23 protein-coding genes are annotated in these 26,446 nt (G+C 62.3%); 10 read left to right on the forward strand and 13 right to left on the reverse strand.

What is annotated here, in order from left to right; genetic code table 11:
• Window positions 1-22: 22 nt before the first annotated feature.
• Together polA and FIU94_RS06250 are read right to left on the reverse strand one after the other, a co-directional pair.
• Window positions 23-2,836: a DNA polymerase I gene (gene polA, locus FIU94_RS06245; RefSeq protein WP_152464962.1), complete on the reverse strand. Its 2,814-nt coding sequence runs from the start codon at window positions 2,834-2,836 to the stop codon at window positions 23-25.
• Between the two features lie 114 nt (window positions 2,837-2,950).
• Entirely contained in the window at window positions 2,951-3,130 is a 180-nt protein-coding gene (locus tag FIU94_RS06250; RefSeq protein WP_071973264.1) for a zinc-finger domain-containing protein, read from the reverse strand.
• 206 nt (window positions 3,131-3,336) lie between these two features.
• Between FIU94_RS06250 and gpmI the strand changes: the two genes are divergently transcribed.
• From gpmI to FIU94_RS06265, 3 genes are read left to right on the forward strand one after another with little or no spacing between them, the layout of a single operon-like run.
• Entirely contained in the window at window positions 3,337-4,854 is a 1,518-nt protein-coding gene (gene gpmI / locus FIU94_RS06255) for a 2,3-bisphosphoglycerate-independent phosphoglycerate mutase (RefSeq protein WP_152464963.1), read from the forward strand.
• Window positions 4,851-5,993 carry a murein hydrolase activator EnvC gene (locus FIU94_RS06260; protein ID WP_152464964.1) on the forward strand — a complete coding sequence of 381 codons (1,143 nt, stop codon included), beginning with the start codon at window positions 4,851-4,853 and terminating at the stop codon, window positions 5,991-5,993. The genes gpmI and FIU94_RS06260 overlap by 4 nt, the downstream gene beginning before the upstream one ends.
• Window positions 5,994-5,996: 3 nt before the next feature.
• Window positions 5,997-7,334 carry a S41 family peptidase gene (locus tag FIU94_RS06265; RefSeq protein WP_152464965.1) on the forward strand — a complete coding sequence of 446 codons (1,338 nt, stop codon included), beginning with the start codon at window positions 5,997-5,999 and terminating at the stop codon, window positions 7,332-7,334.
• 244 nt (window positions 7,335-7,578) lie between these two features.
• Here the strand turns inward: FIU94_RS06265 and FIU94_RS06270 are convergent, their stop codons facing one another.
• The 6 genes from FIU94_RS06270 to FIU94_RS06295 form a co-directional block, all read right to left on the reverse strand.
• The gene (locus tag FIU94_RS06270) at window positions 7,579-9,192 is read right to left on the reverse strand and encodes a DUF1963 domain-containing protein (protein ID WP_152464966.1); all 1,614 of its coding nucleotides are present in this window, start codon (window positions 9,190-9,192) and stop codon (window positions 7,579-7,581) included.
• A 190-nt stretch (window positions 9,193-9,382) separates the two neighbouring features.
• A complete protein-coding gene (locus FIU94_RS06275) occupies window positions 9,383-9,754 on the reverse strand; it encodes a hypothetical protein (protein ID WP_152464967.1) in 372 nt (123 codons plus the stop codon).
• Window positions 9,755-9,765: 11 nt separating this feature from the next.
• Window positions 9,766-10,539, reverse strand: coding sequence for a DUF6478 family protein (locus FIU94_RS06280; RefSeq protein ID WP_152464968.1), 774 nt, complete (start codon window positions 10,537-10,539; stop codon window positions 9,766-9,768).
• A gap of 112 nt (window positions 10,540-10,651) precedes the next feature.
• Window positions 10,652-11,230, reverse strand: coding sequence for a hypothetical protein (locus FIU94_RS06285; protein ID WP_152464969.1), 579 nt, complete (start codon window positions 11,228-11,230; stop codon window positions 10,652-10,654).
• The gene (gene ilvD / locus FIU94_RS06290) at window positions 11,211-12,977 is read right to left on the reverse strand and encodes a dihydroxy-acid dehydratase (protein WP_152464970.1); all 1,767 of its coding nucleotides are present in this window, start codon (window positions 12,975-12,977) and stop codon (window positions 11,211-11,213) included. Before ilvD ends, FIU94_RS06285 begins: the two co-directional genes overlap by 20 nt.
• Window positions 12,978-13,066: 89 nt before the next feature.
• Window positions 13,067-13,786, reverse strand: coding sequence for a YafY family protein (locus tag FIU94_RS06295; RefSeq protein WP_152464971.1), 720 nt, complete (start codon window positions 13,784-13,786; stop codon window positions 13,067-13,069).
• Between the two features lie 86 nt (window positions 13,787-13,872).
• Between FIU94_RS06295 and FIU94_RS06300 the strand changes: the two genes are divergently transcribed.
• The 6 genes from FIU94_RS06300 to FIU94_RS06325 all read left to right on the forward strand — a co-directional run bounded on the left by FIU94_RS06300 (window position 13,873) and on the right by FIU94_RS06325 (window position 21,061).
• On the forward strand, window positions 13,873-14,271 hold the full coding sequence (locus FIU94_RS06300; protein WP_254702627.1) for a RidA family protein: 399 nt from the start codon (window positions 13,873-13,875) through the stop codon (window positions 14,269-14,271).
• Between the two features lie 192 nt (window positions 14,272-14,463).
• The gene (locus FIU94_RS06305; protein ID WP_152464972.1) at window positions 14,464-17,571 is read left to right on the forward strand and encodes an ABC transporter transmembrane domain-containing protein; all 3,108 of its coding nucleotides are present in this window, start codon (window positions 14,464-14,466) and stop codon (window positions 17,569-17,571) included.
• A complete protein-coding gene (locus FIU94_RS06310; protein ID WP_152464973.1) occupies window positions 17,568-18,461 on the forward strand; it encodes a CPBP family intramembrane glutamic endopeptidase in 894 nt (297 codons plus the stop codon). The genes FIU94_RS06305 and FIU94_RS06310 overlap by 4 nt, the downstream gene beginning before the upstream one ends.
• 58 nt (window positions 18,462-18,519) lie before the next feature.
• Window positions 18,520-19,494, forward strand: coding sequence for an acetyl-CoA carboxylase, carboxyltransferase subunit beta (gene accD, locus FIU94_RS06315; protein ID WP_152464974.1), 975 nt, complete (start codon window positions 18,520-18,522; stop codon window positions 19,492-19,494).
• Window positions 19,491-20,765, forward strand: coding sequence for a folylpolyglutamate synthase/dihydrofolate synthase family protein (locus FIU94_RS06320; RefSeq protein ID WP_152464975.1), 1,275 nt, complete (start codon window positions 19,491-19,493; stop codon window positions 20,763-20,765). The genes accD and FIU94_RS06320 overlap by 4 nt, the downstream gene beginning before the upstream one ends.
• Before the next feature lie 107 nt (window positions 20,766-20,872).
• Window positions 20,873-21,061 (forward strand): hypothetical protein, encoded by a 189-nt coding sequence (locus FIU94_RS06325; protein ID WP_152464976.1) that lies wholly within the window; start codon window positions 20,873-20,875, stop codon window positions 21,059-21,061.
• A gap of 15 nt (window positions 21,062-21,076) precedes the next feature.
• On the opposite strand, the gene zapE is transcribed toward FIU94_RS06325, so the two are convergent.
• Window positions 21,077-22,135, reverse strand: a complete 1,059-nt coding sequence (zapE, locus tag FIU94_RS06330; protein ID WP_152464977.1) for a cell division protein ZapE — start codon at window positions 22,133-22,135, stop codon at window positions 21,077-21,079.
• 150 nt (window positions 22,136-22,285) lie between these two features.
• On the opposite strand from zapE, the gene FIU94_RS06335 reads away from it, so the two are divergent.
• Window positions 22,286-23,527, forward strand: a complete 1,242-nt coding sequence (locus tag FIU94_RS06335) for an MFS transporter (protein WP_152464978.1) — start codon at window positions 22,286-22,288, stop codon at window positions 23,525-23,527.
• Window positions 23,528-23,562: 35 nt separating this feature from the next.
• On the opposite strand, the gene FIU94_RS06340 is transcribed toward FIU94_RS06335, so the two are convergent.
• From FIU94_RS06340 to fghA, 4 genes are read right to left on the reverse strand one after another with little or no spacing between them, the layout of a single operon-like run.
• Window positions 23,563-24,483 (reverse strand): ornithine cyclodeaminase family protein, encoded by a 921-nt coding sequence (locus FIU94_RS06340; RefSeq protein WP_152464979.1) that lies wholly within the window; start codon window positions 24,481-24,483, stop codon window positions 23,563-23,565.
• Window positions 24,480-25,100, reverse strand: a complete 621-nt coding sequence (locus FIU94_RS06345) for an HAD-IA family hydrolase (protein WP_152464980.1) — start codon at window positions 25,098-25,100, stop codon at window positions 24,480-24,482. Before FIU94_RS06345 ends, FIU94_RS06340 begins: the two co-directional genes overlap by 4 nt.
• 53 nt (window positions 25,101-25,153) lie before the next feature.
• Window positions 25,154-25,612 carry a YaiI/YqxD family protein gene (locus tag FIU94_RS06350; RefSeq protein WP_152464981.1) on the reverse strand — a complete coding sequence of 153 codons (459 nt, stop codon included), beginning with the start codon at window positions 25,610-25,612 and terminating at the stop codon, window positions 25,154-25,156.
• Window positions 25,609-26,442, reverse strand: coding sequence for an S-formylglutathione hydrolase (gene fghA / locus FIU94_RS06355; protein ID WP_152464982.1), 834 nt, complete (start codon window positions 26,440-26,442; stop codon window positions 25,609-25,611). The genes FIU94_RS06350 and fghA overlap by 4 nt, the downstream gene beginning before the upstream one ends.
• Window positions 26,443-26,446 lie beyond the last annotated feature (4 nt).

The following is a 26,446-nucleotide window of genomic DNA, read 5'->3' on the forward strand; positions in this document are numbered from 1 at the left end:
GTCGTTCCGGTGACGGAGGCGCCTAATGCGCTTCCGCCCAGTTGCCACCCTGCCCGGCATCCACCGTCAGCTTCACGTCTAGTTTCACCACCGGGTCGTTGGCGGTTTCCATGACGTCCCGGGCGGTGGTGATCAGGGTTTCCTCCGCGCCCTGTTCCACTTCGAACAGCAATTCGTCATGGACCTGCAGCAGCATGGTTGCGGGCAGGTCGCGAATGGCCTCGGGCATGCGGATCATGGCGCGGCGGATCACGTCGGCGGCGGTGCCCTGTATGGGCGCGTTGATCGCCGCGCGCGCGGCAAACCCGGCGCGCGGACCCTTTGCGCCGATTTCCGGTGTGTGGATCTTGCGCCCGAACAGGGTCTGCACATAACCGTGTTTCTTGGCGAATGCCTTGGTGTCATCCATGTAGGTGCGGATGCCGGGGAAGCGTTCGAAATAGCGGTCGATGAAGCCCTGTGCCTCTGCCCGCGGGATGCGCAGGTTGCGGGCAAGGCCGAAGCCGGAGATGCCGTAGATCACGCCAAAGTTGATCGCCTTGGCCTGGCGCCGGATGTCCGGTGTCATCTCGTCCAGCGGGACATTGAACATCTCTGACGCGGTCAGGGCGTGAATGTCGATGTCATCGGCAAAGGCCTGCTTCAGCTCGGGAATGTCGGCGATATGGGCAAGGATGCGGAGTTCAATCTGGGAATAGTCGAGGGCCACCAGCGTCTTGCCCTCTTCGGCGACAAAGGCCTCGCGGATGCGGCGACCTTCTTCGGATCGGATCGGGATATTCTGCAGGTTCGGATCGGTGGAGGCGAGCCGCCCGGTGGATGCTCCGGCGATGGAATATGACGTGTGAACGCGTCCTGTGTCCTTGTTGATGTGATTTTGCAGCGCGTCGGTATAGGTCGATTTCAGCTTGTCCATCTGCCGCCAGTCGAGGATCCGGCGCGGCAGGTCGTGCACGGTGGCCAGGTCCTCAAGCACATCGGCACCGGTGCTCCAGGCCCCGGATTTGCCCTTTGCGGGCTTCTTTCCATCCGGCAGGTCGAGGTTCAGCTCGTCGAACAGGATTTCACCGATCTGTTTGGGCGACCCCACGCTGAACTTGCGGCCCGCAAGTCCGTAGATTTCGTCCTCAAGCCCTGCCATCTTCTGAGAGAAGGCGTTGGACATCCGCGAAAGCGTGTCGCGGTCCACCTTGATGCCGGCACGCTCCATGTCCGCAAGCACGGGGACCAGCGGGCGTTCCAGCGTTTCGTAGACCTTCGTCACCTGCGCGGCATGGAGCTGCGGTTTCAGCAGTTTCCACAACCGCAGGGTAATGTCGGCGTCTTCCGCCGCGTATTTCACCGCGTCTTCCAGTGGCACCTTGTCGAAGGTAATCGCGGATTTGCCGGACCCCAGCAGCGGCTTGATCGGGATCGGCGTATGGTCGAGATAGCGTTCGGACAGCGTGTCCATGCCGTGCCCGTGCAGGCCCGCGTGCTGGGCGTAGGACATCAGCATGGTATCGTCGATGGGCGCAACCTTGATGCCGATCTGGGCAAAGATCTTGGCGTCGTATTTCATGTTCTGCCCGATCTTCAGGATGCTCGGGTCTTCCAGCACCGGCCTGAGCATGTCGAGACAATCATCCAGCCCCATCTGTCCCTCGGCCAGATCGTCCGAGCCGAACAGGTCGTCGCCCCGGTTCGCCTTGTGGATCAGCGGGATGTAGCAGGCTCTGCCCGGTTCGACCGCAAGCGAAATGCCGACCAGTTCGGCGGTCATTTCATTCAGGCCGGTGGTTTCGGTATCTATCGCCACATGGCCGACCTCATAGATCGCGTCGATCCATGTCTTCAGCGCCTCTGCATCACCGACCTGCTCATACTTGTCCGTGTCAAACGGGATATCGTCGATTTGCGGTGCATCGGGCAGGGCGGGGGTGTCCTCGATCGTGGGCATTTCCCGGCCCATCTTTTCGGCCACGCGCTTGGTCAGGGTGCGGAATTCCATCTCGGCGAGGAAGGCCAGCAGCCTGTCGGAATCCGGTTCGCGCACGTCAAGATCGTCAAGGGTAAAGTCCAGCGGGGTCTGGTCGTCCAGCAGGACCAGCTTGCGGCTCAGCCGGATTTGGTCTTCGTGGTCGATCAGGGTCTGGCGGCGTTTCGGTTGCTTGATCTCTTCCGCTCGCTCAAGCAGTGAGTCCAGATCGCCATATTCATTGATCAGAAGGGCTGCGGTCTTGATCCCGATACCGGGGGCACCGGGCACGTTGTCGACACTGTCACCCGCCAGCGCCTGCACATCCACCACACGGTCCGGGTACACGCCGAACTTGTCGAAAACGCCGTCGCGATCAATGCGCGTGTTCTTCATCGCGTCCAGCATTTCGACCCCGTCACCGACCAGCTGCATCAGATCCTTGTCAGAGCTGATGATGGTGCAGCGTCCCCCGGCCTCCCGCGCTTGGCGCGCCAGGGTCGCGATGATGTCGTCGGCCTCGTACCCTTCCAGTTCCTTGCAGGCGATGTTGAACGCTTCGGTCGCCTGGCGGGTCAGCGGAATCTGCGGGCGCAGGTCCTCTGGCATGGCCTCGCGGTTTGCCTTGTACTGGTCGTACATGTCGTTGCGGAAGGTGTGGCTGCCCTTGTCAAAGATCACGGCCACATGTGTTGGCGCATCGGGGCCGCTGTTGTCTTCAACCATCTTGAAGATCATGTTGCAAAAGCCCGACACCGCCCCGATGGGCAGCCCGTCGGACTTGCGCGTCAGCGGCGGTAGTGCGTGATAGGCGCGAAAGATAAAGGCCGAGCCGTCGATCAGGTGCAGGTGGTGGCCTTTGCCGAATGTGCCGGACATGGATGCGCTCCCCTCAGGTTTGCACACTTGTGCCACGAAGCTGGTGGGCCTGCCAGCGGGCAATCAGACCTACCGGCAATTGGTGGCCGTAACGGGCGGCCGGACGCCGCGCCGTCAGACCTTGCCTTCGAAATCGCTATGAATGAACTTGCAGTCGCAGTAGCCGCATTCGACCCAGCCGGTGTCGCGTGGGATCTGCAGCCAGACACGCGGATGGCCCAGCCCCCCTTCGCCCCCGTCGCAGGCAATGCGATAGGTGTTCACGATCCGGGTTTCGGGCGCAGGCTGGCTCATTGGGGGCGGTCCTTGGTCAAAGGGCTGTTGCAGGGCCTGTTATGCCCAAAGCGCGGGGCGGGAACAAGACCCGCCGCTGCGATGGCCCCTCCATGTTCGGTCAGCCCGGTCCGATTGCCGCGCATCGTGAGATTGTGAGAGGAAAGAGGTTCACGGCAGGCATCACAACGGCTAAAAGGCCACAAAACAAGTTGGAGCAGCCCCAGATGAACGTCCCGAAGCCCGTGGTCCTGTGCATCCTCGACGGTTGGGGTGTGCGGGAGGATCGGACCGGCAACGCGCCCGCGCTGGCGCGAACGCCGACCTTCGACCGCATCATGGCGACCTGTCCCAATGCCACCTTGATCACCCACGGTCCCGATGTCGGTCTGCCCAGCGGCCAGATGGGCAACTCCGAAGTCGGGCATACCAATATCGGCGCGGGCCGGGTGGTGGCGATGGACCTTGGCCAGATCGACCTGGCCATCGAAAACGGCGACTTTGCCCGCAACCCGTCGCTGCTGTCGTTCATTCGCGCGATGAAGGACAGCGGCGGCACGGCGCATGTCATGGGCGTGGTGTCGGACGGCGGGGTGCACGGCCACGTCAGCCACATGATCGCGGCGGCTGGTGCGCTCTGCGCGGCGGGCGTGCCGGTTGTCATCCACGCCCTGACGGACGGGCGCGATGTCGCCCCGCGGTCCGCGCTGGCGTATTTCGAGACCCTGATCGCGCATTTGCCGCAAAATGCGCGTATCGGTACCGTCACGGGACGCTATTACGCCATGGACCGCGACAACCGTTGGGACCGGGTGCAATCCGCCTTCGACGCCATCACCCAGGGAAAGGCGGCGCGGGCGGACAGCCCGCAGGCGGCGGTCGAAGCTGCCTATGAGAATGGCACGGACGATGAATTCATCCCTGCCACGATCATCGGCGATTATGCCGGGGCGGCGGATGGCGACGGCTTCTTTTGCCTGAATTTCCGCGCCGACCGCGCGCGTGAGATCATGGCGGCGCTGGCTGATCCGCAGTTCGATTCCTTCGACGCGACGGCGCGGCCCCGGTGGGCGGCCTGCATGGGGATGGCGCAATATTCTGAGGCCCATGCGGCCTATATGACTACCATGTACAAGAAGCCCGAGCTGCCGAACACGCTGGGGGCCTGGGTGGCGCAGCAGGGCAAGCGCCAGTTTCGGCTGGCGGAAACCGAAAAATACCCCCATGTCACCTTCTTTCTGAACGGGGGCGAGGAAACGGCGTCGCAGGGCGAGGACCGGTACATGCCGAAGTCCCCGAACGTAGCGACCTACGACCAGCAGCCTCAGATGTCGGCGGGCGAGGTGACAGAGCATTTCGTGCGCGCGATCAGGGAAGGCTACGACCTGATCGTGGTGAACTATGCGAATCCTGACATGGTAGGCCATACCGGCGATCTTGATGCCGCGATTGCCGCCTGCGAAGCTGTGGACGCGGGGCTGGCGCAGGTGATGGATGCGCTGGAGGCAGCGGGCGGCGCACTGATCCTGACTGCCGACCACGGGAACTGTGAAACCATGATTGACCCCGACACCGGCGGCGCGCACACGGCGCATACGCTGAACCCGGTGCCTGTGGCTGTGGTCGGTGCCGGGCCGGATGCGCGGTTGGCCAGTGGCCGTTTGGCCGATCTTGCGCCCACGGTGCTGCACCTCATGGGATTGCCGCAACCCCAGGAGATGACGGGGAAAAGCCTGCTGTCATGATCCGCGCGTTTGCCCTTCTGCTGCTCATCTGGCCCTGGGCCGGTTTCGCCCAGACAGCCGCGATGACCGAAGCGCGGGCCGCTGCGAAGGAGCTGGAGGCCGCCGCGGCGATGCTGGACAAGGCAGAGGGCGCCCGTGACCGTGTGCAGGCATTGACCGAAACGATCCAGGCCTATGAAAAGGGCCTCGGCGCGATGCGCGACGGGCTTCGGCAGGCCGCCATCAACGAGGCGCAGCTGTCGAAAAAGCTGCAGTCGCGCGATGGCGAGGTCGCTCAGCTCTTCGGGGTTTTGCAAAGCATCGGAGGCAACCCGTCTCCGACCGCTTTTCTCCACCCGGACGGGCCGGTTGGGACCGCCCGCGCGGGCATGCTGCTGGCCGAGCTGTCTCCGGCGCTGAACCGGCAGGCCGATGCGCTGCGGCGTGACCTTGAGGATGTAAAGACCTTGCGGTTGCTGCAGGTGGACGCCGCGGAGCGTCTGCAGAACGGGTTGACCCAGGTGCAGGCGGCGCGGACCGAGCTGAACCAGGCGATGGCCAACCGGACGGACCTGCCCATGCGGTTTACCGCCGACCCGGTGCGCACCGCGATCCTTATCGCGTCCACCGAGACATTGGACGGTTTCGCATCGGGCCTGTCCGAGATCGTGACCGACGAGGTCGAACCGGCACCGGTGAGCCTGAAAGGCCGGATCGGTGAGCTGGCCTTGCCAGTGCAGGGGCTGATACTGCGCCGTGCCGGACAGGCGGATGCGGCGGGGGTGAAGCGCCCCGGCATCATCATGGCCACCCGTGCGCGTGCGATCGTCACCAGCCCGACCGCCGCCACCATACGCTATACCGGACCGCTTCTGGATTTCGGCAATGTCGTGATCCTCGAACCCGAAGCGCGGACATTGTTTGTGCTTGCCGGGCTTGAAGTGGTCTATGGCGAGGCGGGCCAGGTCATCGCCGCAGGCACGCCGATCGGACTGATGGGCCAGACGGGTGCGGGCGGCGCGACGGAAAGTGGAGCGCAATTGTCACCCGATCGTGATGCCTCTGGCACTGACCGCACTGAAACGCTCTATATAGAAGTAAGACGAGACAACATTCCACAGGACCCAGAAGCGTGGTTCCGGACCGAGAAGGATGAATAGGCAATGAAGAAATTTCTGATGGCCGCCCTTGGCGGCACGGTTGCAGGTGTGATCGCCACAACTCAGATCGCGGCGCCGCTGCTTGCCCAGGAGGCGGCCAAGACCGAAAACGTCTACGAGCAACTGGACCTCTTCGGCGACATTTTCGAACGCATCCGCGCCCAGTATGTCGAGGAAGTGGAAAGCAGCGAGCTGATCGAAGCTGCGATTAACGGCATGCTGACGTCGCTGGACCCGCATTCGAGCTATCTGTCACCCAAGGACGCCCTGAAGATGCGCGAACAGACCCGCGGCGAATTCGGTGGCCTGGGGATCGAGGTGACGCAGGAAGACGGATTCGTCAAAGTCGTCTCGCCCATCGACGGAACGCCTGCGGATGAGGCCGGTGTCGAAGCGGGCGATTTCATCACCCATGTGGACGGCGAGAGCCTGCTGGGCCTCGGGCTTGACGATGCGGTTGAACTGATGCGCGGCCCGGTCGGCTCGGAAATCGTGATCACGGTGGTCCGCGAGGGCGAGCAGGAGCCTTTCGACGTGTCGATCGTCCGCGATACCATCGAGCTGACGGTCGTCCGGTCCCGGATCGAAGGCGATACGGTTGTGTTGCGCCTGTCGACCTTCAACGAACAGACCTATCCCAAGATGAAGGAAGCCATCGAGGACCAGATCGAAAACGCAGGTGGGATCGAGGCCGTAAATGGCTTTGTCATTGACCTCAGGAACAATCCGGGCGGTCTGCTGAATCAGGCCATCGCAGTCTCGGACGCCTTCCTTGAAGAAGGCGAGATTGTCAGCACTCGCGGGCGGGATGCCGGTGACGGGGACCGGGTGAACGCGACACCCGGCGATCTGAGCATGGGCAAGCCGCTGGTCGTTCTGATCAATGGCGGTTCCGCTTCGGCGTCCGAAATCGTGGCGGGCGCCCTTCAGGATCACCGCCGCGCGGTGGTCATCGGCACCAAGAGCTTTGGCAAAGGGTCGGTACAGACCGTGATGCCGCTGCGGGGCGAAGGCGCGATGCGCCTGACGACGGCGCGCTACTACACGCCCTCGGGCCGCTCAATTCAGGCGCTCGGGGTGTCGCCCGATATCATCGTCGCACAACCCCCGGTCAAGCCGGAAACCGAGGAGGAAGAGGACACGCCACGCCGCCTGCTGCGGTCCGAAGCCGACCTGCGCGGGAGTCTGAACAACGACAGCCTGACCGAGGATCAGATCAAGCAGATCGAAGAAGACCGTGCCAAGGCCGAGAAATCCGCCGAATTGCGGGACGAGGACTACCAACTGGCCTATGCCATCGACATCCTCAAAGGGTTGTCGGCCCTTGGCCCCAACGACTGATTTTCAGTCTGTCCTGAAATGCACAAGGCCCGCCGGTCCCGGCGGGCCTTGTTGCGTGAATGACGCGGCTGGGATCGCCGCGCGGCCTTGCTGGCATGACGCCAAAACGATCGGCAGCACCCGAAAAATTTTCGGAAGCTGTCTGCGATGGGTGTCGACCAGGCGGGACAAAGCGGGCGTTCAAACCGTATGCCTGAATGTCAGCTTGCGGGATAAAATGTTCCTCTGAAACAGCCTCTATTCTTCAATGCCCCTCAATCCATGCTTCGACATGTTCAAATCGACTTTTCCGTAAGTCGCCCTCAGAGATCGTTACGTAGAGAGCGCCGACATCGCCCCACATCCACCCCATCGCCCGGTCGCTTGCCAGTTGAAAAAGCAGCTGATCGTTTTGATCAATGGCGTCACTTTGGACGAGATCAGGCAGTCCTCCCATTCGATGTGGCAGGCCCGGTTCGATGTATCTTGCAGACGCTGCTATGGTTTCAAGCATATCCCGTGGGAGCGTCTCTGGGGCATTATTGTCATGTGTATACAGGTCAAGGAGATCTTCGCGAATTGCCATCCTGACGTGTTTTTCCATGTCAATGCTACGGGAGTTTTTGGCCAGAACTTCGCCGCTCTTGACCCAATACTCAGCGGAGGTTTCACAAAATGCAGTGGTCAGCTCTTCCCAGTCCAACGCGCTAATGGGCGTCTGAGGATCTTGCGATTCTATTTTCTGCATGGCGGCCTTTGCCCCGTCAGCCATTCGCTTGCCCCAGGTCAGATAGGCCCGGCCAAGGCGCCCTATTTCTTCTGTTAATGCCGCCTCAGGATCGGGACCGGGATATTCTGCGAGCGTTTCGTCCAGAGATTTGCGATATCCCACATAGCGATCAAGGTTCCACAGCACCCCTTCCAATGGAAGACTGACGCTGCCCTTTCTTGCTAGCGAGTCTGTCCGTCCCTCTGCATGCGCTTGTTCAAGCTCGGCCTTCATGGCGGCGAATTCGGCGATTTCCGCATCAAAACACGCGTAAGCCCGTTTGACCCATCCGGTGCAACGATCGGCACGCACCTCGGTTTCAATACGTTCGAAAAGAGCCCTGTATCGACCAAATTTGTTGATAGGCCCGCCTTGGTAGTCCGGGCTTTGCATGGCGCGCTTGCTTATCTCTTCCATTAGCCCGCTATGGTCGAATTCAGGCGCGCTCAGTAATCCGCTATTCCCGACAAAATTGCGCTCGAACTGATCAGGTTTCAGATCTCTCAGAACTCCTTCGACAACATAGCGTGCGCCACGCCATGTCAGAGGGCGATTTAGTGCGGAAGAAATCTCATCAAAGCTGTTCTGCGCCACAGGTGCTTCGTAAAGGTCTTCACCCTGAACCGGGGGAGGGCCACCCTCTTCAGGGCCAATCTGGTTAAATTCAGACTCTTGTACAACGATATCGATGGGCCACCTACGCCAGAACTTCGGGACACCTGGCCTGATCTTGGGCGATGTATAGTCGATATAGTCGGACATCGAGTGGCGGACGGTCGGCGCATCATCTGGTGGTTGGCGCTCGGCGCCCAAGCGAGGGGTGTGTAAGACCTGCACGGCATTGTTTTCGGCGTGATCCTCAAGCTTCAGGGTCTCCACAAAGAGCAATAGCCAACCTTTGCGCGGCCCCAAACCATTCCAGAGAGTTTGGGGTAGATCACCGCTGCAAATCTGTGCAACGAAGTGCAGTGGAGCACCCTCATCGTCGCGTGGCCACTTGGTGTGACTTGGCATCATTGGAAGCCCACCCAGCCAAGATCGAGGCGCTTCATCGAAACGAATGGGAACCTGACGTTTCAGAACAACAGAAGTTTTCTTCAAAGTATTCACCCATTGCTCTAAAAATCTATGGTTTCATGGCTCAAAGGTCGACATCAACAGGTCTGCCAACGCAGACATTCACGCAGCCTGCGGCATCGGTCAAGTTCGGCTCGAAGCTGCCATTCGCCGTGGTACATCATCTGATACGACCGGCTAAACGGCCTGCGGACCTTTCCCTGAGGCGGCGCATTTGTGCGGTTCAGGTTGTCTCGACGCAGTGCCGACGGAACGCGCGTTTCAGCATGTCCAGTTCCGCGCGCAGCAGGTCCACTTCCGCCCGGATATCGTCGCCCAGCACCTCTCCGGCCATCAGCGTGATGTGCCCGATGTCGGTGTCAGCGGCGCAATCGCGGATCACCAGGGTCTGCATCCCGTCCGATACGGCTTCGGGCGGAATGGTGATGGACAGCAGCCAGTGGTCTGCCTTGTCATTGTGCACCAGTTCGAAACTGTCCACGGCGCGTTCTTGGTGTGTGACCTCCAATTTGGGTGTCTCGGCGCCTGCGCCGGTGATCACGCCCTCCCAGACGCCCTGGCGCATCTTGGTCTTGGTCAGTTCCAGTGTGGACATGGAAATACTCCCTAAAGCTGGGCGCGCGGACGGCGCGAGAACGTGAGGTCGCGCAGGATCACTTCGTTCATCTGCGGACCTTCAAAGATCACGTCGATCCAGGCCCGTTCCACCCGTTTTTCGTTCAGGTTGGAATACGCCAGGTCGAATTCGACCCGGTGATGTTCTTCGTTCAGGGGTAACTCCCGTACGATCTGTTCGGTATTCGGCCCATGCCGGATGTTAAGCCGCGCGAAGATTTCCAGCGGTTTTTCCATCTCCACGATGGCATCCATGCGCAGCAGGTGCGTGCGTTTCAGCCCGAGCACGCCCTCGTCCGGCAGGTCGATGACCAGCGAAAGAAAAGAGCCGTCGAACCGGAACACGTCCAGCCGCAAGCCGTAGGGGGCCAGGTCCTCCTCGCGCAGGTTGCGCATCTGGCGCAGCGTCAGTTCCGAATACGCGCAGTCGTGAAACAGCGTGACCTCGTCGCCCAGCTGGCTTTTCGTTTGAACCGAGCTCAACCCGGGTGTCGGCAGTGGCCCCCGCCAGAGTTCGGGCCGCCAGGCCCAGTCGGCGTTGTGGGGTTTGGGAAAGCTGGTCGACCCGATCATCGGCAGCGCCAGCCGCTCATCCGCGGTGTGGATCAGTTTATCGAGGTGAAACTTCAACACCCGCGCCCGGTTCCGTTGACGACGCAGCTGCGGCAGATCCGTCTTGCCCGCCATACGTGCCGCGCGTGCCCAACGCTGAATGTTGCGCGAGAAAACCTTGCTATCAAGGAAGCCGAAACCAAGTTTGGACATCTACACGAAGCCTTTGTTTTTTGGCACCTTACCCAGAGGCAGAGCATCGTTCAAACAAATTGGCCACAATCTCGCGCGGCTTGCCGCGGTGTTTCCGGTGCGGAAACAATTGTCAGGTCGCGCCGCGCGTTCGTTCGAGCAGCGCCGAAATCACGTCGCGCCCTTCCTCCTGTGTCTCGGCGTCGCCCTCCGGCCCATAAAGCGCCACGCCCAGCATCTGCCCATTGATCAACGCGGTGCCGCGCCAATGCCTGCTGTCCAGCGCGCCGGTCGGGGCTGGGCCGGTAGCGCGGAAGATGACGCTGTTGTCGTCACCTGTCACCGCCGAGATCGCCGTCAGGCCATGCGCCGTGCCCGTGGTTTGCGGATCGGGCAGCGGACTGCCGGGGTCGGCGTTGGACAGGCTGACGGTGATGACGCCGAGAGGCGCGGCACCTGCGGCGGACGGCGCGCCAAGCCTGTCGCACCGCGCCATGAGGGCGAACCGGCTCTTCAGGCTGGCGCTGTCTATGCAAAAGCCCGAAGGCGCCACCAGGGTGACGGCCCCTCCGGCCATATCCGCCTGGGACAGCGGTTTGGGGTCCGCCGTCAGCGTACCGGCAAAGAAATTGGCGCCCTGGCCGCCTTCGCAGGCGGACAGGGCAATCATCGACATCGCGGCCAGCGGCGCCTTAAAGGTCCATGTAGTCATGGGTTTCTGCCTTGGCACCCGGATGGGTCACGGCTCCGAGGTAGGTCGGACCGACCAGTTGCGCATATTTCCACAGCGCACCAGAGGCGTAGTTCGTGGGCCGCGCGCCTTTCCATTCGGACTTCCGCTTGGCGAGTTCCTCATCCGTCAGATCGACGGTGATCGACCCCTCGATGGCATTGAGCGTGATCATGTCACCGTTCTTGAGAAGCGCGATCGGCCCGCCATGCGCGGCTTCCGGTCCGACGTGCCCCACGCAGAACCCCCGCGTCGCGCCGGAAAAGCGGCCATCGGTGATCAGCGCGACCTTCTTGCCCATGCCCTGACCGGACAGGGCGGCGGTTGTCGCAAGCATCTCGCGCATGCCCGGACCCCCGGCGGGGCCCTCGTTGCGGATGACGAAAACGTCGCCTTCGGAATAGCTGCGGTTCTGCACTGCCTCGAATGCATCCTGTTCGCATTCGAACACCAGCGCGGGGCCGGTAAAGACGATGTCGTCTTCGCTCATCCCGGCGATCTTCACGATAGCGCCCTCGGGGGCGAGGTTGCCCTTGAGGCCCACGACGCCGCCGGTCTTGCTGATCGGGTTGGCGACCGAATGGATCACCTTGCCGTCCGCCTCGCGCGTGACCTGATCCAGAACCTCGCCGATGGAATAGCCGGTGGCGGTCATGCAGTCGAGATGGATCAGCCCGGCCTTGCGCAATTCGTTCATCACGACCGGCACACCGCCTGCCTCGTAGAGATCCTTGGCCACATGCGACCCGCCGGGTTTCATGTCGACGAAGTAGGGGGTGTCGCGGAAGATTTCGCAGACGTCATCAAGGAAGAAGTCGATGCCCGCCTCATGCGCCATCGCGGGCAGGTGCAGGCCCGCGTTTGTGGACCCGCCCGTACAGGCGACGATCCGCGCTGCGTTCTCGAACGCCTCACGGGTGCAGATGTCGCGCGCGCGGATGTTCTTTTCGATCAGGTTCATCACCGCCGCGCCCGACGCCTTGCCATATTCATCACGGGATTCGTAAGGTGCTGGCATGCCCGATGAGTTGGGCAGCGCAAGGCCGATCGCCTCGGACACGCAGGCCATGGTGTTGGCGGTGAACTGGCCGCCACAGGCGCCGGCGGACGGGCAGGCGACCCGTTCGAGGATTTCCAGCTCGGCCTCGGTCATGGTGCCGTTCTGGAAGTTTCCGACCGCTTCGAACATGTCCTGAACCGTCAGGTCACGCTCGGCAAAGCTTTCGGGGACCTTCGCACCGCTGGGCACCTTGCCCGGCAGAATCGACCCGCCATAGAGAAACACCGAAGGCACGTTAAGCCGCAGCATGGCCATCATCATGCCCGGCAGGGATTTGTCACAGCCCGCAAGGCCCACGATCGCGTCATAGCAGTGGCCGCGCATGGTCAGTTCCACGGTATCGGCAATCGCCTCGCGCGAGGCGAGAGAAGACCGCATGCCCTCGTGGCCCATGGCGATACCGTCGGTCACGGTGATGGTGGTGAATTCGCGCGGCGTGCCCTGTTCGGCTTTCACCCCCAGTTTGACGGCCTGAGCCTGCCGGTTCAGCGCGATGTTGCAGGGGGCGGCTTCGTTCCAGCAGGTCGCGACGCCGACCAGTGGCTGATGGATTTCCTCGTCCGTCATGCCCATCGCGTAGTAATAGGACCGGTGGGGCGCGCGCGCCGGACCTTCGGTCACGTGGCGGCTGGGCAGTCTGGATTTGTCAAATCGCTGGTTGCTGGACATCTGGTGGCTCCCTGAAACTTATTCGCAACCGGAATAGTCCTGCAAAGTCAGCCCTGCAAGCATCGAACGCCATTGGCCAGCCAATGCAGCTATCGCGCCAGCTCCCGATAGGGGCAGACATCATCCTCGAACGGAACACGGCGGCGGTTGAACCGCGTGCCCTCGATGGCCTCCGGCCCGCCGATGCGGTCCATGCGGAAATGCCGGAAATCCCCGCGCGTCGGATCCCAGGCCACCAGGTACCAAAGCGGCGGCAGGATCAACATGGCCTGAGGTTCCACCAGCCGCCGGGTCGCGATGCCTTTGGCGTCACGGTAGTCGAACCGGATCAACCGTCGTTCCAGAAAGGCGGTCTCGAAAGCGGGCAGTAACGCGGGGTCCATCGGCCCCATGTCGGACAGGTCCTGCAGAGGGGACAGCTTGCCCACATGCAGGCAATCGAGAAAACGGCGCAAGTCGCGCATTTTGTCCGACGGCAAGGCTCTTTCGATCCGGGCAAGACCCGAGTCGGCCAGTGCCGAGAACGGCAAGTGTCCTGCCGCCCGCATCGACGCGACGCTGATCAACAGGGCGAACACCTCGGGCACGGAAAGCCGTGCGGTGGTCTGCATCGACTGAGGGTCAAGCCGAAGCCCGCCACCGCGCCCCACATCCGAGTGAATGACGTATCCCTCATCCCGCAAGGCGCACAGGTCCCGCAGCACGGTTCGGCGGGAGGCTCCGACCTCTGCGGCCAATGCATCCACGGTTGTCGCACCACTGCGTCGCAGGCTGCGGACGATGTCTTCCTGTCTTGCTCGGGCTGTCATGAGACAAGCATAGCATGAATGGTGACAGGATATGGCACTATTTCATTCCATACCGATCACATCAACCCGCAACAAAGGATTTCAGAATGATGCAACGACAGGCCGTGAACCCCAGCGATTGGTCGGTGAAACTGGGATACAACCAAGCAGAACTGATCGAGGGCGTGACCCGCCAGTTGATCTGTTCGGGTCAGACCTCCGTGGATGACGGGGGAAACCTGCAGCACGACGGCGACATGCGGGCGCAGATCGGCCTCGCGCTCGACAATCTGGAAGCTGTGGTGAAAAGGGCGGGAATGACCCTCGCCAACGTGACCCGATTGGGCATCTATGCCACGGATGTGGACGCGGCGCTGCAAAATTTCGACTTGCTCGGGTCACGTTTTGGCGGCCAGGGCGTCGCACCGCCCATGACCCTGCTGGGGGTCACGCGGCTTGCGCTTCCCGGCATGTTGTTCGAGGTCGAGGCGACGGCAGCGGTCTGAGACACGCACCAAGAGCGGTCGCGCGCGCCCAAGGTTCGCGACCGCATCTCTTGAAGCCCCGGTCTGGGTTGCCCTGTCATTGGGTGGTGACAGGGCGGTGAACAGGTGCCGTCGATGTTGTAAAAACCCGGTCTGACGCATAAGTTGCGGCGATCCCGTCGGCGCGATGGGTCCCCAGCGAAAGTCCGGTGCATGGAACCCAGCATTTTCTCGTTTATCTGGAAGTTTTCCCGCCGCGATCAACTCTACCTGCTGGCCTTCACGCTTTTCACGTTTCCGTTCCTCTACGCCACGCTTGAACTGCCAAAGCGCATCATCAACGATGCCATCGGCGCCGAGAGCGACACTGTCAGCCTTTTCGGGTTCGAAATCACGCAGGTTCAATTTCTGCTGGCGCTGTGTTTTGCCTACCTCGGGGCGGTGATCGTTCATGGCATCCTCAAGATGCATCTGAACACGATGAAAGGCGTGCTGGCCGAACGGCTGTTGCGCCGCTTTCGCTATCAGCTCATCAGCCGCATGATGCTGTTTCCGCGCAGCTATTTTCGCAAGACGTCGCAGGGTGAACTGGTCAGCATGGTAACATCGGAAGCGGAGCCGATGGGGGGCCTGATGGGCGATTTCGTCGCGCAACCGGTTTTCCAGGCGGGTCAGATGCTGATCATCGTGATCTTCCTTTTCCTGCAGAGCTTTTGGTTCGGATTGGCGGGGGTCGCCCTGATCCCTCTTCAGGCCTGGATCATCCCGATGCTGCAGCGGCAGATCAACGAATTGAACAAGGTCCGGATCAGGGAGGTGCGCCAGTTCTCGGCAGAGATCGGCGAAACGGCGGCAGGTATCGGGGATTTGCGCAGCAACGGCGGCTGGCGCTACCGGCTGTCCGCCTTTACCGACCGGCTGGGGCGCCTGTTCGAGGTGCGGTTCCGGATCTACCAGAAGAAGTTCTTCATGAAGTTCCTTAACAACTTCATTACCCAGCTGACACCTTTCTTCTTCTACGCCGTCGGCGGGTACCTTGCCATTCAGGGCCAGATCACGGTCGGTGCGCTGGTCGCGGCGCTGGCCGCCTACAAGGACCTGTCGAGCCCCTGGAAAGAGCTGCTGACCTACTACAACCAGACCCAGGATATGGCTGTCCGCTGGGACGTGGTCATTGAACGGTTCAACCCACCGCGCATGATCAACCAGCAATTGCTGATCGGCAATCCCGAAGAGATTCCGCATCTGCGGGGCGATATTCGCTTCGACAAGGTCGTTCTGCGGGACGAGGACGGATCGACCATTCTGCACGATCTCAGCTTCACGATCCCTGCGGGCAGCCGCGTGGCGATCGAGGTCAAGAACCAGTCCGAACGGATGGCGCTGGCCGATGTGCTGACCCGCGAGGTGATCCCGACGCGGGGCCGTGTCGTGATGGCGGGGCACGATCTGACAGGTCTGCACCAGGCGGTCATCGCCGCCCGCATCGGCTATGCCGGGGCGCAGCCCTATCTGTTTCAGGGCACGGTAGGGGACAACCTGCTGATGCCGCTGATGACACAGCCCGCCACCGTGCTGTGGGACCCCAAGAAGATTGACCGCGCCACGATAGAGGCCCGCAGGTCCGGCAACAGCCCCGACAGCACAAAGGCCGAATGGCTGGACCCCGCGGTGGCGGATCTTCAGACCCGCGAAGAGGTGTTCGATTTCTGGTACAAGATCACCTCGGCACTGGGGACGGCGGATGTAATCTTCCTCAGCATGCTGGATTCACGCATGGACCCGGACAAACACCCGGAACTCGCGCGCCGCATCGTCGCCCTGCGCGACGAGGTTCATCAACGGCTCAAGTCCGACGATCTGGACAAAGCCGTGTACCGGTTTGACCCCGAAAGCTTCAACCCCGCGGTGCCTCTGGGTGGCAACCTGATGTTCGCCGCCCCCCGCCGCGCGATCAGCCAGAAGGGACTTGTCGAAGAGGGCGGCTTTCTGAGCATGATCATTGACCAGGGCCTGGCCGAACAGGGCATCGCCATATCGCAGACCCTGATAGAGACCCTGCACGACACCTTTGGCCGCGACGGCACGGATCACCCCCTTTTCACGTCCCTCGGGATCGAGGAAACGCTCTACGAACAATTGGTGGATATCGCCCAGCGCCGCCGCGACAAGGGAGACGCCTCGCTCACGGCAGATGAGTTCGCCCTTTTGCTGACGGTGCCTTTCGCCTTTACCGCCGAACAGATCGGACCCGGCTTTCCGGAAAGCTTCAAACGGGAAATCCTGGCCATCCGCAAGTCGCGCGGTGCGCAGCTGCGCGAACAGGCGGCTGACCTGTTCATCGAAATCGCGCCGGATAATTACCTGCCACGGCTGACCATTCTGGAGAACGCGATCTACGGTCGCTTTTCCGGCATGGCGGGTCTGCAGGCCGATCTTGTTCGTGACGCGGTCGTCGATGTGATGGAGGCGCACAACCTCAAGCAGATGGTATCGGTCAATCTTTTCGACGTGCCCACGGACATCGGCGGGGCAAACCTGCCGGCCCAGTTCCAGGAACGGGCGGCCTTCGGTCGGGCGGTGATCAAACAACCCGACGTGCTGGTCTTCAATCAGGTCCTTGCGGGATCGGATGCCGAGACGCAGAAACGGATCAGCGACCGCCTGAGCGACCTTCTGCCTCACACCACCCAGATTTTCCTGAATGACAGCTTCGCCGACGTTCAGGCCTATGACATGCACATGGAAATCCACCACGGCCGCCTGAATGGCACTTCGGAGGCCGAGGATGCCGAAATGAACGAGGATGCCTCGGACGATCTGCGCCGCAAATTGCGCATCATCGCGCGCAACAGCCTGTTCAGCACGCTTGAATCCCGGCAGCAACGCCTGCTGGCCTTTGCCGCACAATGGTACAGCGCCGAACAAGGGCAGGTCATATTCTCGATGGGCGAGCGGGCCGACGCGGCCTATCTCTGTTTGTCCGGCAAGGCGGAAATCGTGTGGTCCGGCGAGGATGGCACAAGCCATCATGTCGCAGACGTGGAGCCGGGCCGCCTGATGGGAGACCTTTCCATCATTCTGGACGAACCGCGTCAGATGAACCTCGTCGCAATCGAACCCTGCCAGTTCCTGCGCATCGGTGCCGAGCAGTTCCGTTCCGTGCTTGAAAGCGACAAGGCACTGCTGCTGACGCAACTGCGGACCGTGGCCGGACACCTGGCCGGGGCTGCGGAAGTCCTTCGCGCTGCCGGGCTGGACGTGCCGCGCGAGTACGGCCCGCCAACCCCGCCGACCCTTGCGGAAGAGCAGGCGCGATGACCGGCGCCTATGCGGGGCTGCAGGTCTTTGCCGCACCGGCGCGCCCAAGGTCTGAGCTTTGGCGTTTCGCGGCGGGTCTGATCCTGGCCTTCGTCGCCTACCTCGCTTTGAATCAGCTGTTCTTTGCGGCAGTGTACCAGATCGCCGGAAACCGCAGCGCGGCACTGTATGACGCGCTTCTGGACGGTTCGACACCCCTGGCGATGCTGCTGTTGCTGGCCAGTTTCCTGTGCATGACGCTGAGCGTGGCTGTCGTCGTGCGACTGTTGCACCGCCGTTCCCTGCGCAGCTTGATCGGACCGTCGAATCTGGTGTGGACGGATTTCCGCGCCGTGACGATCTTGCTTGTGGCACTCAGCGTCGTGATCGCACTTCTGCCGCCCCCGACCATGGGAGAAGACTTCGTCCCCAACCTGCCACCGGGCCGGTGGCTGCTGCTGTTGCCGCTGTCCCTGCTGGCGGTTTTCGTTCAGGCCAGCGCCGAGGAAATTGTCTTTCGCGGCTATGTCCTGCAACAGTTGGCGGCGCGGTTCCGCTCTCCGCTGATCTGGATGATCGCGCCCTCCGTTCTCTTTGCGCTGGGGCACTACCTGCCCGACGCGGCGGGGGAAAACGCGCTGCTCATCGCACTCTGGGCCGGGGTATTCGGGGTGCTGATGGCCGACCTGACGGCGCGGTCGGGTTCTCTGGGGCCGGCCATCGCGGTGCATTTTTGCAATAATGTCTCCGCCATCCTGATCGTGTCTCTGCCCGATGACCTGTCGGGGCTCGCGCTCTACCTGGCGCCTTTCGGCCTGGACGACACCGGGATGGTGGCGGCCTGGTTGCCGGTGGACTTCCTCCTTATGATCGTCTTCTGGCTGGCCGCGCGGGTCGCGATCCGCCGTTGATTGCATTTGCCGTCTGTGCGGCTTATCTGGTGGGCAAACATGTCGTCAGGGGCCTGATATGAACTGGATCACAAACTATGTCCGCCCGCGGATCAATTCGATCTTTTCGCGTCGCGAAACGCCGGACAACCTGTGGACCAAATGCGATGACTGCGGCACCATGTTGTTCCACCGCGAGGTTTCGGAGAACCTGAACGTCTGTACCAATTGCGGTCATCACATGCCGATCACACCGCGCGACCGTTTCCGCGCCCTGTTCGACGGTGGCGTGTTTACCGACATCAAGGTGCCGGTGCCGCCGACCGACCCGCTGCAATTCCGGGATCAGAAACGCTATCCCGACCGGTTGAAGGCGGCCCAGCGCGAAACCGGTGAAACTGAAGCGATGCTGGTCTCTACCGGCGAGATCGGTCGCACTCCCATTGTTGCGGCCTGTCAGGACTTTTCCTTTATGGCGGGGTCCATGGGAATGTATGTGGGCAACGCGGTGATCGCCGCCGCCCAGGAGGCGGTCAAGCGGAAGTGCCCGCTAATCCTGTTCTCGGCCGCCGGTGGCGCGCGCATGCAAGAGGGCATCCTGAGCCTGATGCAGATGCCCCGCACCACGGTTGCGGTCCAGATGCTGAAAGAGGCCGGTCTGCCCTATATTGTTGTGCTGACCCACCCCACCACCGGCGGTGTGACGGCCAGCTATGCCATGCTGGGTGACGTTCAGATTGCCGAACCGAATGCGCTGATCTGCTTTGCCGGTCCGCGCGTGATCGAACAGACCATCCGCGAGAAACTGCCAGACGGTTTTCAGCGGGCAGAATACCTGCTGGACCATGGCATGCTGGACCGTGTGACCCCCCGCACCGAACTGCGGGAGGAAATTATCAACATTACGCGCATGCTTTTGGGTCTGCCGCCCGCCGTGCGCGGTGATCTGCCCCCGCCCCAGGAAGGCGGCGATCTGGCCCATGCCTTGACTGATGCCGAGCCCCAGCCGAAGGCTGCCCCAAAGAAGGCTGCGCCCAAAGCCGAGAAGAAATGACCGGCCCTACCTCTGACGCCATCCTTGCCCGGATGATGGCGTTGCACCCCAAGATCATTGATCTCACGCTGGACCGGATGTGGCGTCTGCTGGAGGCTCTGGGCAATCCCCAGAACGACCTGCCCCCGGTCATCCACCTCGCCGGAACCAATGGCAAGGGATCGACACAGGCGATGATCCGCGCCGGGCTGGAGGCTGCGGGCAAACGTGTACATGCCTATACCTCGCCGCATCTGGCCCGGTTCCACGAACGCATCCGGGTGGCTGGCGACCTGATTTCCGAAGACGCGCTGACCGCGGTGCTGGACGAATGCTATGCTGCGAACGATGGCGGCAATATCACGTATTTCGAGATCACGACCGCGGCGGCGTTGCTGGCGTTTTCCCGGACCCCAGCCGATTACACCCTGCTGGAGGTGGGGCTGGGCGGTCGCCTGGACGCAACGAATGTCATCGACGATCCCGCACTCTGCGTCATTACGCCGGTATCGGTCGATCACCAGCAGTACCTCGGCGAAACGCTCGCCCTGATCGCCGGTGAAAAGGCAGGCATCATCAAGCGGCGCGTGCCCTGCGTCGTCGGTCCGCAGGAAGAGGCCGCGCTGGACGTGATCGAGGCGCAGGCGGCCCGGCTGGGTGCGCCTGTACTGGCCTATGGCCAGCACTGGCACGTGGGCCAGGAAGCAGGGCGCATGGTGTACCAGGATGAGAACGGGTTGCTGGATCTGCCGCTGCCCAACCTGCCCGGCGCGCATCAGGTGATGAACGCGGGCGCGGCGCTGACCGTTCTGCGACATCTGGGGATCGGCAACGAGGCCTGCGAGGCGGCCGTCAGCCACGCGTACTGGCCTGCGCGGATGCAGCGGCTAAGGAAGGGGCCTTTGGTGGAGATCGCGGGCGACGCCGACCTCTGGCTCGACGGCGGTCACAATCCCGCCGCAGGCGAGGCGATCGCGGGGCATCTGGCAGAGGGGCCATCGCGGCCCACGCATCTGATCTGCGGGATGCTGAACACCAAGGATATCGGTGGCTACCTGCGCCCGCTTGCCGCACATGCGACAACGCTGCACGCCATCTCGATCCCCGGAGAGGCGGCGACGCTGCCTGCCGCCGACACGGCCCGCGCGGCCCGCGCCGCCGGGATGGAGGCCATCGAAGCGCCCGACGTGGCAACTGCCCTGGCCGATATCGTCAGCCGTGACCCCCACGCGCGGGTCCTGATCTGTGGGTCACTCTACCTTGCCGGGGTGGTGTTGCGCGAAAACAGCTAAACGTCGATATTTTGTTGCCGGTGCTCTATCTGCGGCCAGATATGGTATGGTCTGAGACATATCGTGTGCAGTCACGTCATTCAGAAAGACCGCTTCGGAGCAGCACCTTGGCACATCATTCCAATTCCGTGCCCACAACGGCAAAAAACGACAAAACCTTGTCGCAGGCGATTTTTATCATCGTGGGCGTGATGATCATCGCCGGTGGCCTGTGGTTCCTGTACCAGGACACCGCGCCCTACCATCCTGACGTTTCCGGCGCAGAGGGTGAGCTTTACCTGTCCGACGACAGCTGAGGTCAGCGCAAGCGTCTAGCGTCCCCAATCCTCGGCCTGCATCTCGCGCAGGCGCGACGCGGTACGCTCGAACTCGAACGTGCCTTCGCCTTCGACGTAGAGCATTTCAGGCGGCGCGGCAGCCGAGCAGATCAGCTTGACCCGTGCCTCATAAAGCGCGTCGATCAGTGTCACGAACCGCTTTGCCTCGTTAAAATTGCTGCGGCCCAGGGTCGGAATATCGTCGAGCAACAGGACGCGAACGGCGTCGGCCAGCGCGAGATAGTCCGCGGCGCCCAGCGGCTTGCCGCACAGCGCGTGAAACCCCGCCCGCGCCATGCCATTGCGGTAGGCCGGTATCTCTACCTCACGGCTTTTGACCTTCAGCACCAGCGGCTCGCCGGGTCCGCCCGCAAGGTCATCCCAGACAGCGTTCATTGCGGCGCGGCTTTCCGCGTTCACGGGCGTGAAATACACTTGGTTTCCGGCCAGCCGATCCTGCCGGTAATCCCGCGGGCTGGCCAGTTCGTGGATGACCATTCGCTCTTTGATCAAGTCGATGAACGGAACAAAGATCTCACGGTTGAGACCGTTCTTGTACAGGTCATCCGGCACCCGGTTGGAGGTGGTGACAACCACGACGCCCGCCGCGAACAGCGCCTCGAACAGCCGACCCACGATCATCGCATCGGTGATGTCGGTGATCTGCATCTCGTCAAAGGCCAGAAGCCGCACGGAGGCCACGACGTCCGCCGCGACAGGCGCAATGGCGTCGTCCACGCCGGTTTTGCGGGCCTCGTGCATCGCGTTGTGGATTTCCTGCATGAACGAATGGAAATGCACCCGTCGCGCCGGGATGCCGTCCAGATGTGCCACGAACATGTCCATCAGCATGGACTTGCCCCGGCCCACGCCGCCCCAAAGGTACAGCCCCTTCGGTGGCTCCGGCGCCTTGCGGAACAGGCCTTTCTTGGCGGGTTGCAACAGGGCCTTTCGAATGCGGTCGAATTCAGGCAGGACCGCCTCTTGCGCGGGGTCAGCGGTCAGCTTTCCCTTGGCGATCAGATCATTGTAGGTCTCTTCGAGCGTGGCCATGTCAGATTTCTTACAGGGCAATCAGAGCGATGGAAAGCAGGCTTGCGGCAGGTCGATATATCAATAACCGAGAGTGTATCGACACATTTGATCATTTGACGCATGCCGTCATTCGGATAATTTGTCCGCAACTTTGACGGCGGACCACTCATGCAGGAACGAACCCCCATCTTCACGCCCGTTCTCATCGTCGGGTGCGTCATCATCATGGCCAGTTTTGCGGTCAGGGCGTCGTTCGGCGTTTTCCAGATTCCGATTGCGGAGGAGTTCTCGTGGCTGCGCGCGGAATTCTCGCTGGCCATTGCAATTCAAAACCTCGCCTGGGGCATCGGACAGCCGATCTTTGGCGCTGTCGCGGAAAAGATCGGGGATCGTCGTGCGATCATCATCGGCGCGGTCGTCTATGCCGCAGGGCTTCTGCTCTCGGCGAACTCCACAACCCCGCTTGAACATCAGGCCTACGCCTGGCTGGTCGGCTTTGGCATCGCGGGCACCGGGTTCGGTGTGATCCTGGCGGTCGTGGGCCGCGCCGCGTCGGATGACAACCGGTCCATGTCGCTGGCCATCGTGACGGCGGCGGGGTCGGCGGGGCAGGTCTTTGGCGCGCCCGCGGCGGAATGGTTGCTGACATTCCTGACCTGGCAAGCCACTTTCGTGGTCTTTGCCGCCGTCATCCTTTCATTGATCCTGCTGTTGCCCGCGATGTGCGCGCCCGCGATGGCCAGCAGGGCGGAACTGGAAGAAAGCCTAGGCCAGATTCTGGTCAAGGCGTTTCGGGACCCGTCTTATACGCTGATCTTCCTGGGGTTCTTTTCTTGCGGGTATCAACTGGCCTTCATCACCGCGCATTTCCCGGCTTTCGTGACCGAGATGTGCGGCCCGATCCTGGCGGGTGGGGTGCTTCATAATATCGGGATCACAACCACATCGGCATTGGGTGCCGTGGCGATTTCGCTGATCGGGCTCGCGAATATCGCGGGGACCCTGGCCGCGGGCTGGGCGGGCAAACGGTATTCAAAGAAATATCTGCTGGCGGGCATCTACGTTGGCCGCACGGTGATCGCGGCACTGTTCATCATGTTTCCGATCACTCCGGCGACGGTGATCCTGTTTTCGGTCGGTATGGGGGCGCTCTGGCTCGCGACAGTGCCGCTGACCTCGGGACTTGTCGCGCATATCTACGGGCTGCGCTATATGGGCACGCTTTACGGCATCGTGTTCTTCAGCCACCAGCTGGGAAGTTTCATGGGCGTCTGGCTGGGCGGACGCATGTACGACGCCTATGGCAATTACGAGGCAGTCTGGTGGATCGGTGTCGCCGTCGGCGCCTTCAGCGCGATCGTGCACCTGCCGATCCGCGAGAAACGGCTGGAGGGGCTGGTGACGGCGTAGGGCCGAGGCCACCACCGGAGTCGGCGGCAGCCGGATCAGCCCCTGGCGTTCCACTGGTCAAGGATATAGCGGCTGGTCATCAGGTCCAGATGCGCCCCCCCGCCATTCTTGAACAGGGTGATCTCGTCGTCGCGTTCACGGGCAAAGCGGGCGAGGTCGTAATAATCGGACACAAGCGCCTCTCGCGTGATGGCACCGGAATTCAGGGGGATGTCGATTTCCCCGATGTGACCGACGGTGGTGTCCAGGCTGTCAACGAAAACCCGCGCGCGTTGCAGGGCGGCATCGTCCGCTTCGCGCATGTCCGGGCGGTAGGCGCCGATCAGGTCGATATGCTGGCCGGGTTGCAACCAGTCGCCCTTGATCAGCGGTTCGGTCGACATGGTGGCGCTGGTGACGATGTCGGCAGCGCGCACCGCCGCTTCAATATCCGTCGCCACCGCCAGCCCTGGCCGTTCGCCCGCCATCTCCTGCGCGTTCTTCTCCGTCCGGTTCCAGACGGTGAAGGTCGCGTCGGGAAAGGCCGCTGAATAGGCGTCGTGCAGCGCCCGACCTTGCGTTCCGGCCCCTACGATCAAAATCTTGCGGCTGTCGGGGCGGGCCAGCCTGCGGGCGGCCAGCAGACTGTCGCCCGCCGTCTTCCATTTCGTAACGAGGTGAAAATCGATGATCGCGGCCAGCTGGCCGGTGTCGTCCGCGTAAAGGCACAGCCCGCCGTTTACCATCGCGCGGCCCTGGGCGGGGTTGCCGGGGAACACCGTGGCCGACTTCACCGCGATGCCCAGCCCGTCGATCCAGGCGGCCCGGTTCAGCAGGGTGTCCTTGCCCCGGTAGAGAAACGTATCGCCGATCTCGGCCTTGGGCAGGTCGTGGCCCGCCGCGAGGGCATCGGTCAGACCGATCCAGTCCAGCAGCGCCTCTCCGGCGTCGAAAGGGATGTTCGGCGCGTTGGTCAATGTGCTTCCTCCTTGGTCAGCAACTCTTCCTTTACCAGCCTGTCTGCCCAGCCCTCGGGGCCATCGAAGAGATGCGTCTGCCAGCCCCGCTTTGCCGCCGCCGCGATGTTTGCGGCGCTGTCGTCGGTAAAGAGCAGCGCGGCAGGGTCGATGCCGCTGGTGTCTTCCACATGGGCGAATATCGCCGGGTCCGGCTTTATCATCTTCAGATGTCCCGAGATGAAATCGCGGTCGAAGGCCCGCATGAAGGGGTAATGCCCGGCGGCCAGTTCGTAGGTTTCGATCCCGAAATTGGTCAGAGAGAAAACCGGGATGCCCTTGGTCTGCAATGCCTGCATCAGCCGGACCGAATGGTCGATCGCGGGGCTGGCCATCTCCATCCAGTGCTTCTGCCAGAGCATGATCTCATCCCGCCAGTCGGGATGCGCATCTGCCGTGGCACGGACCAGTGCGGCAAAGGGTTCGCCCAGATCCACCCGGCGGTTCATGTCGAACAGGTCGACGGCGTCAAACAGCACCTGCCGACGCGCCGGGCCGATCAGGCGGTCGTAGACCGGCAGGGGGTCCCAGTGGATCAGCACGTTCCCGATGTCGAAAACGACAGCTTGCGGTTTCATCAGTTTTCACTTTCCGACCCGAGCCACCTTCCACCGGTGGGCGCGGCCTACAATTAAGTCTGCTGTTTTGCCGCCGCCCGCAGGGTGCGCTCCAGCGCATCCAGAAAACGGGAGCGGTCAGCCTTTGTAAAGCTCTTGCCGCCGCCCTGACGAAACGGATCGGCGGCGCGCAGGTCCGCCATCAGGTCGCGTGTGGCCAGAGTATTGCCGATGTTGGCGGCGGTCATCGCCTCGCCATTGTGTTTGAGCACACTGGCCCCTGCCGCGACGCATTTTGCCGCCAGCGGGATGTCGCCCGTGACGACGACGTCGCCCGCGCCCGCCCGTTCGGCGATCCACATATCGGCCACGTCGGGGCCGTCGGGGACGATCACCGTCTCGACCAGCGGGTTCTGCGAAGGGCGCAGGCCCCCGTTGGAGACCACGAACATCCGAACGCCGTGGCGCGTTGCCACGCGTTCGGCCTCTGCCTTGACCGGGCAGGCATCGGCGTCGATGTAGAGCGCCGTCATGCCGACCAGAGTGCCTCTGCATGGAAGGTCACGTGGTCCTCCATGAAGGTCGAAACAAAGAAATAGCTGTGATCGTAGCCAGGCTGCATCCGGAAGGTCGCCTGCTGACGCTTCTCGGCGATGGCGGCGGCCAGTGCTTCGGGCTTGAGCAGGTCGAGGAACTGGTCCGATGCGCCCTGGTCGATCAGCACGGGCCCGTCGAACCCCTGTTCCGCCATCAGAAGGGTCGCATCGTGGCGCGCCCAGGCGGCCTGATCGTCGCCCAGATAGGCGCCCAGCTGTTTCTTGCCCCAATCGCTGGCACTTGGGTTGGCGATAGGCGCAAAGGCAGAGACGGAACGGAAACGCCCCGGCAGGTTCATCGCCAGCGTCAGGGCGCCGTGCCCGCCCATGGAATGCCCGGTAATCGCCTGCCGGTCCAGATCGACGGCGAAATGTTCGCCGATCAGGGCCGGCAATTCCTCGGCGATGTAGTCCCACATGCGGAAGTGCGGCTTCCAGGGGTCCTGCGTCGCGTTCACGTAAAAGCCCGCACCCTTGCCCAGGTCGTAGGCCTCGTCGTCGGCCACGTCATCGCCCCGCGGCGAGGTGTCGGGAAAGACCAGCGCGATGCCCTGTTCGGCGGCCCAGCCCTGCGCGCCCGCCTTGGTCATGGCATTCTCGTGCGTGCAGGTCAGGCCGGAGAGATACCACAGCACGGGCACCGGGCCATCGCGTGCCTCTGCGGGCAGGAACAGGCCAAAGGTCATGTCGCAGTCGCAGGCGGAAGAGGCATGCGTATAGACGCCCTGTGTGCCGCCGAAGCAGGCGTTTTCCGAGATCGTTTTCATGTGT

Origin of the sequence: Sulfitobacter sp. THAF37, from assembly GCF_009363555.1 — a bacterium.
Taxonomy (GTDB): domain Bacteria; phylum Pseudomonadota; class Alphaproteobacteria; order Rhodobacterales; family Rhodobacteraceae; genus Sulfitobacter.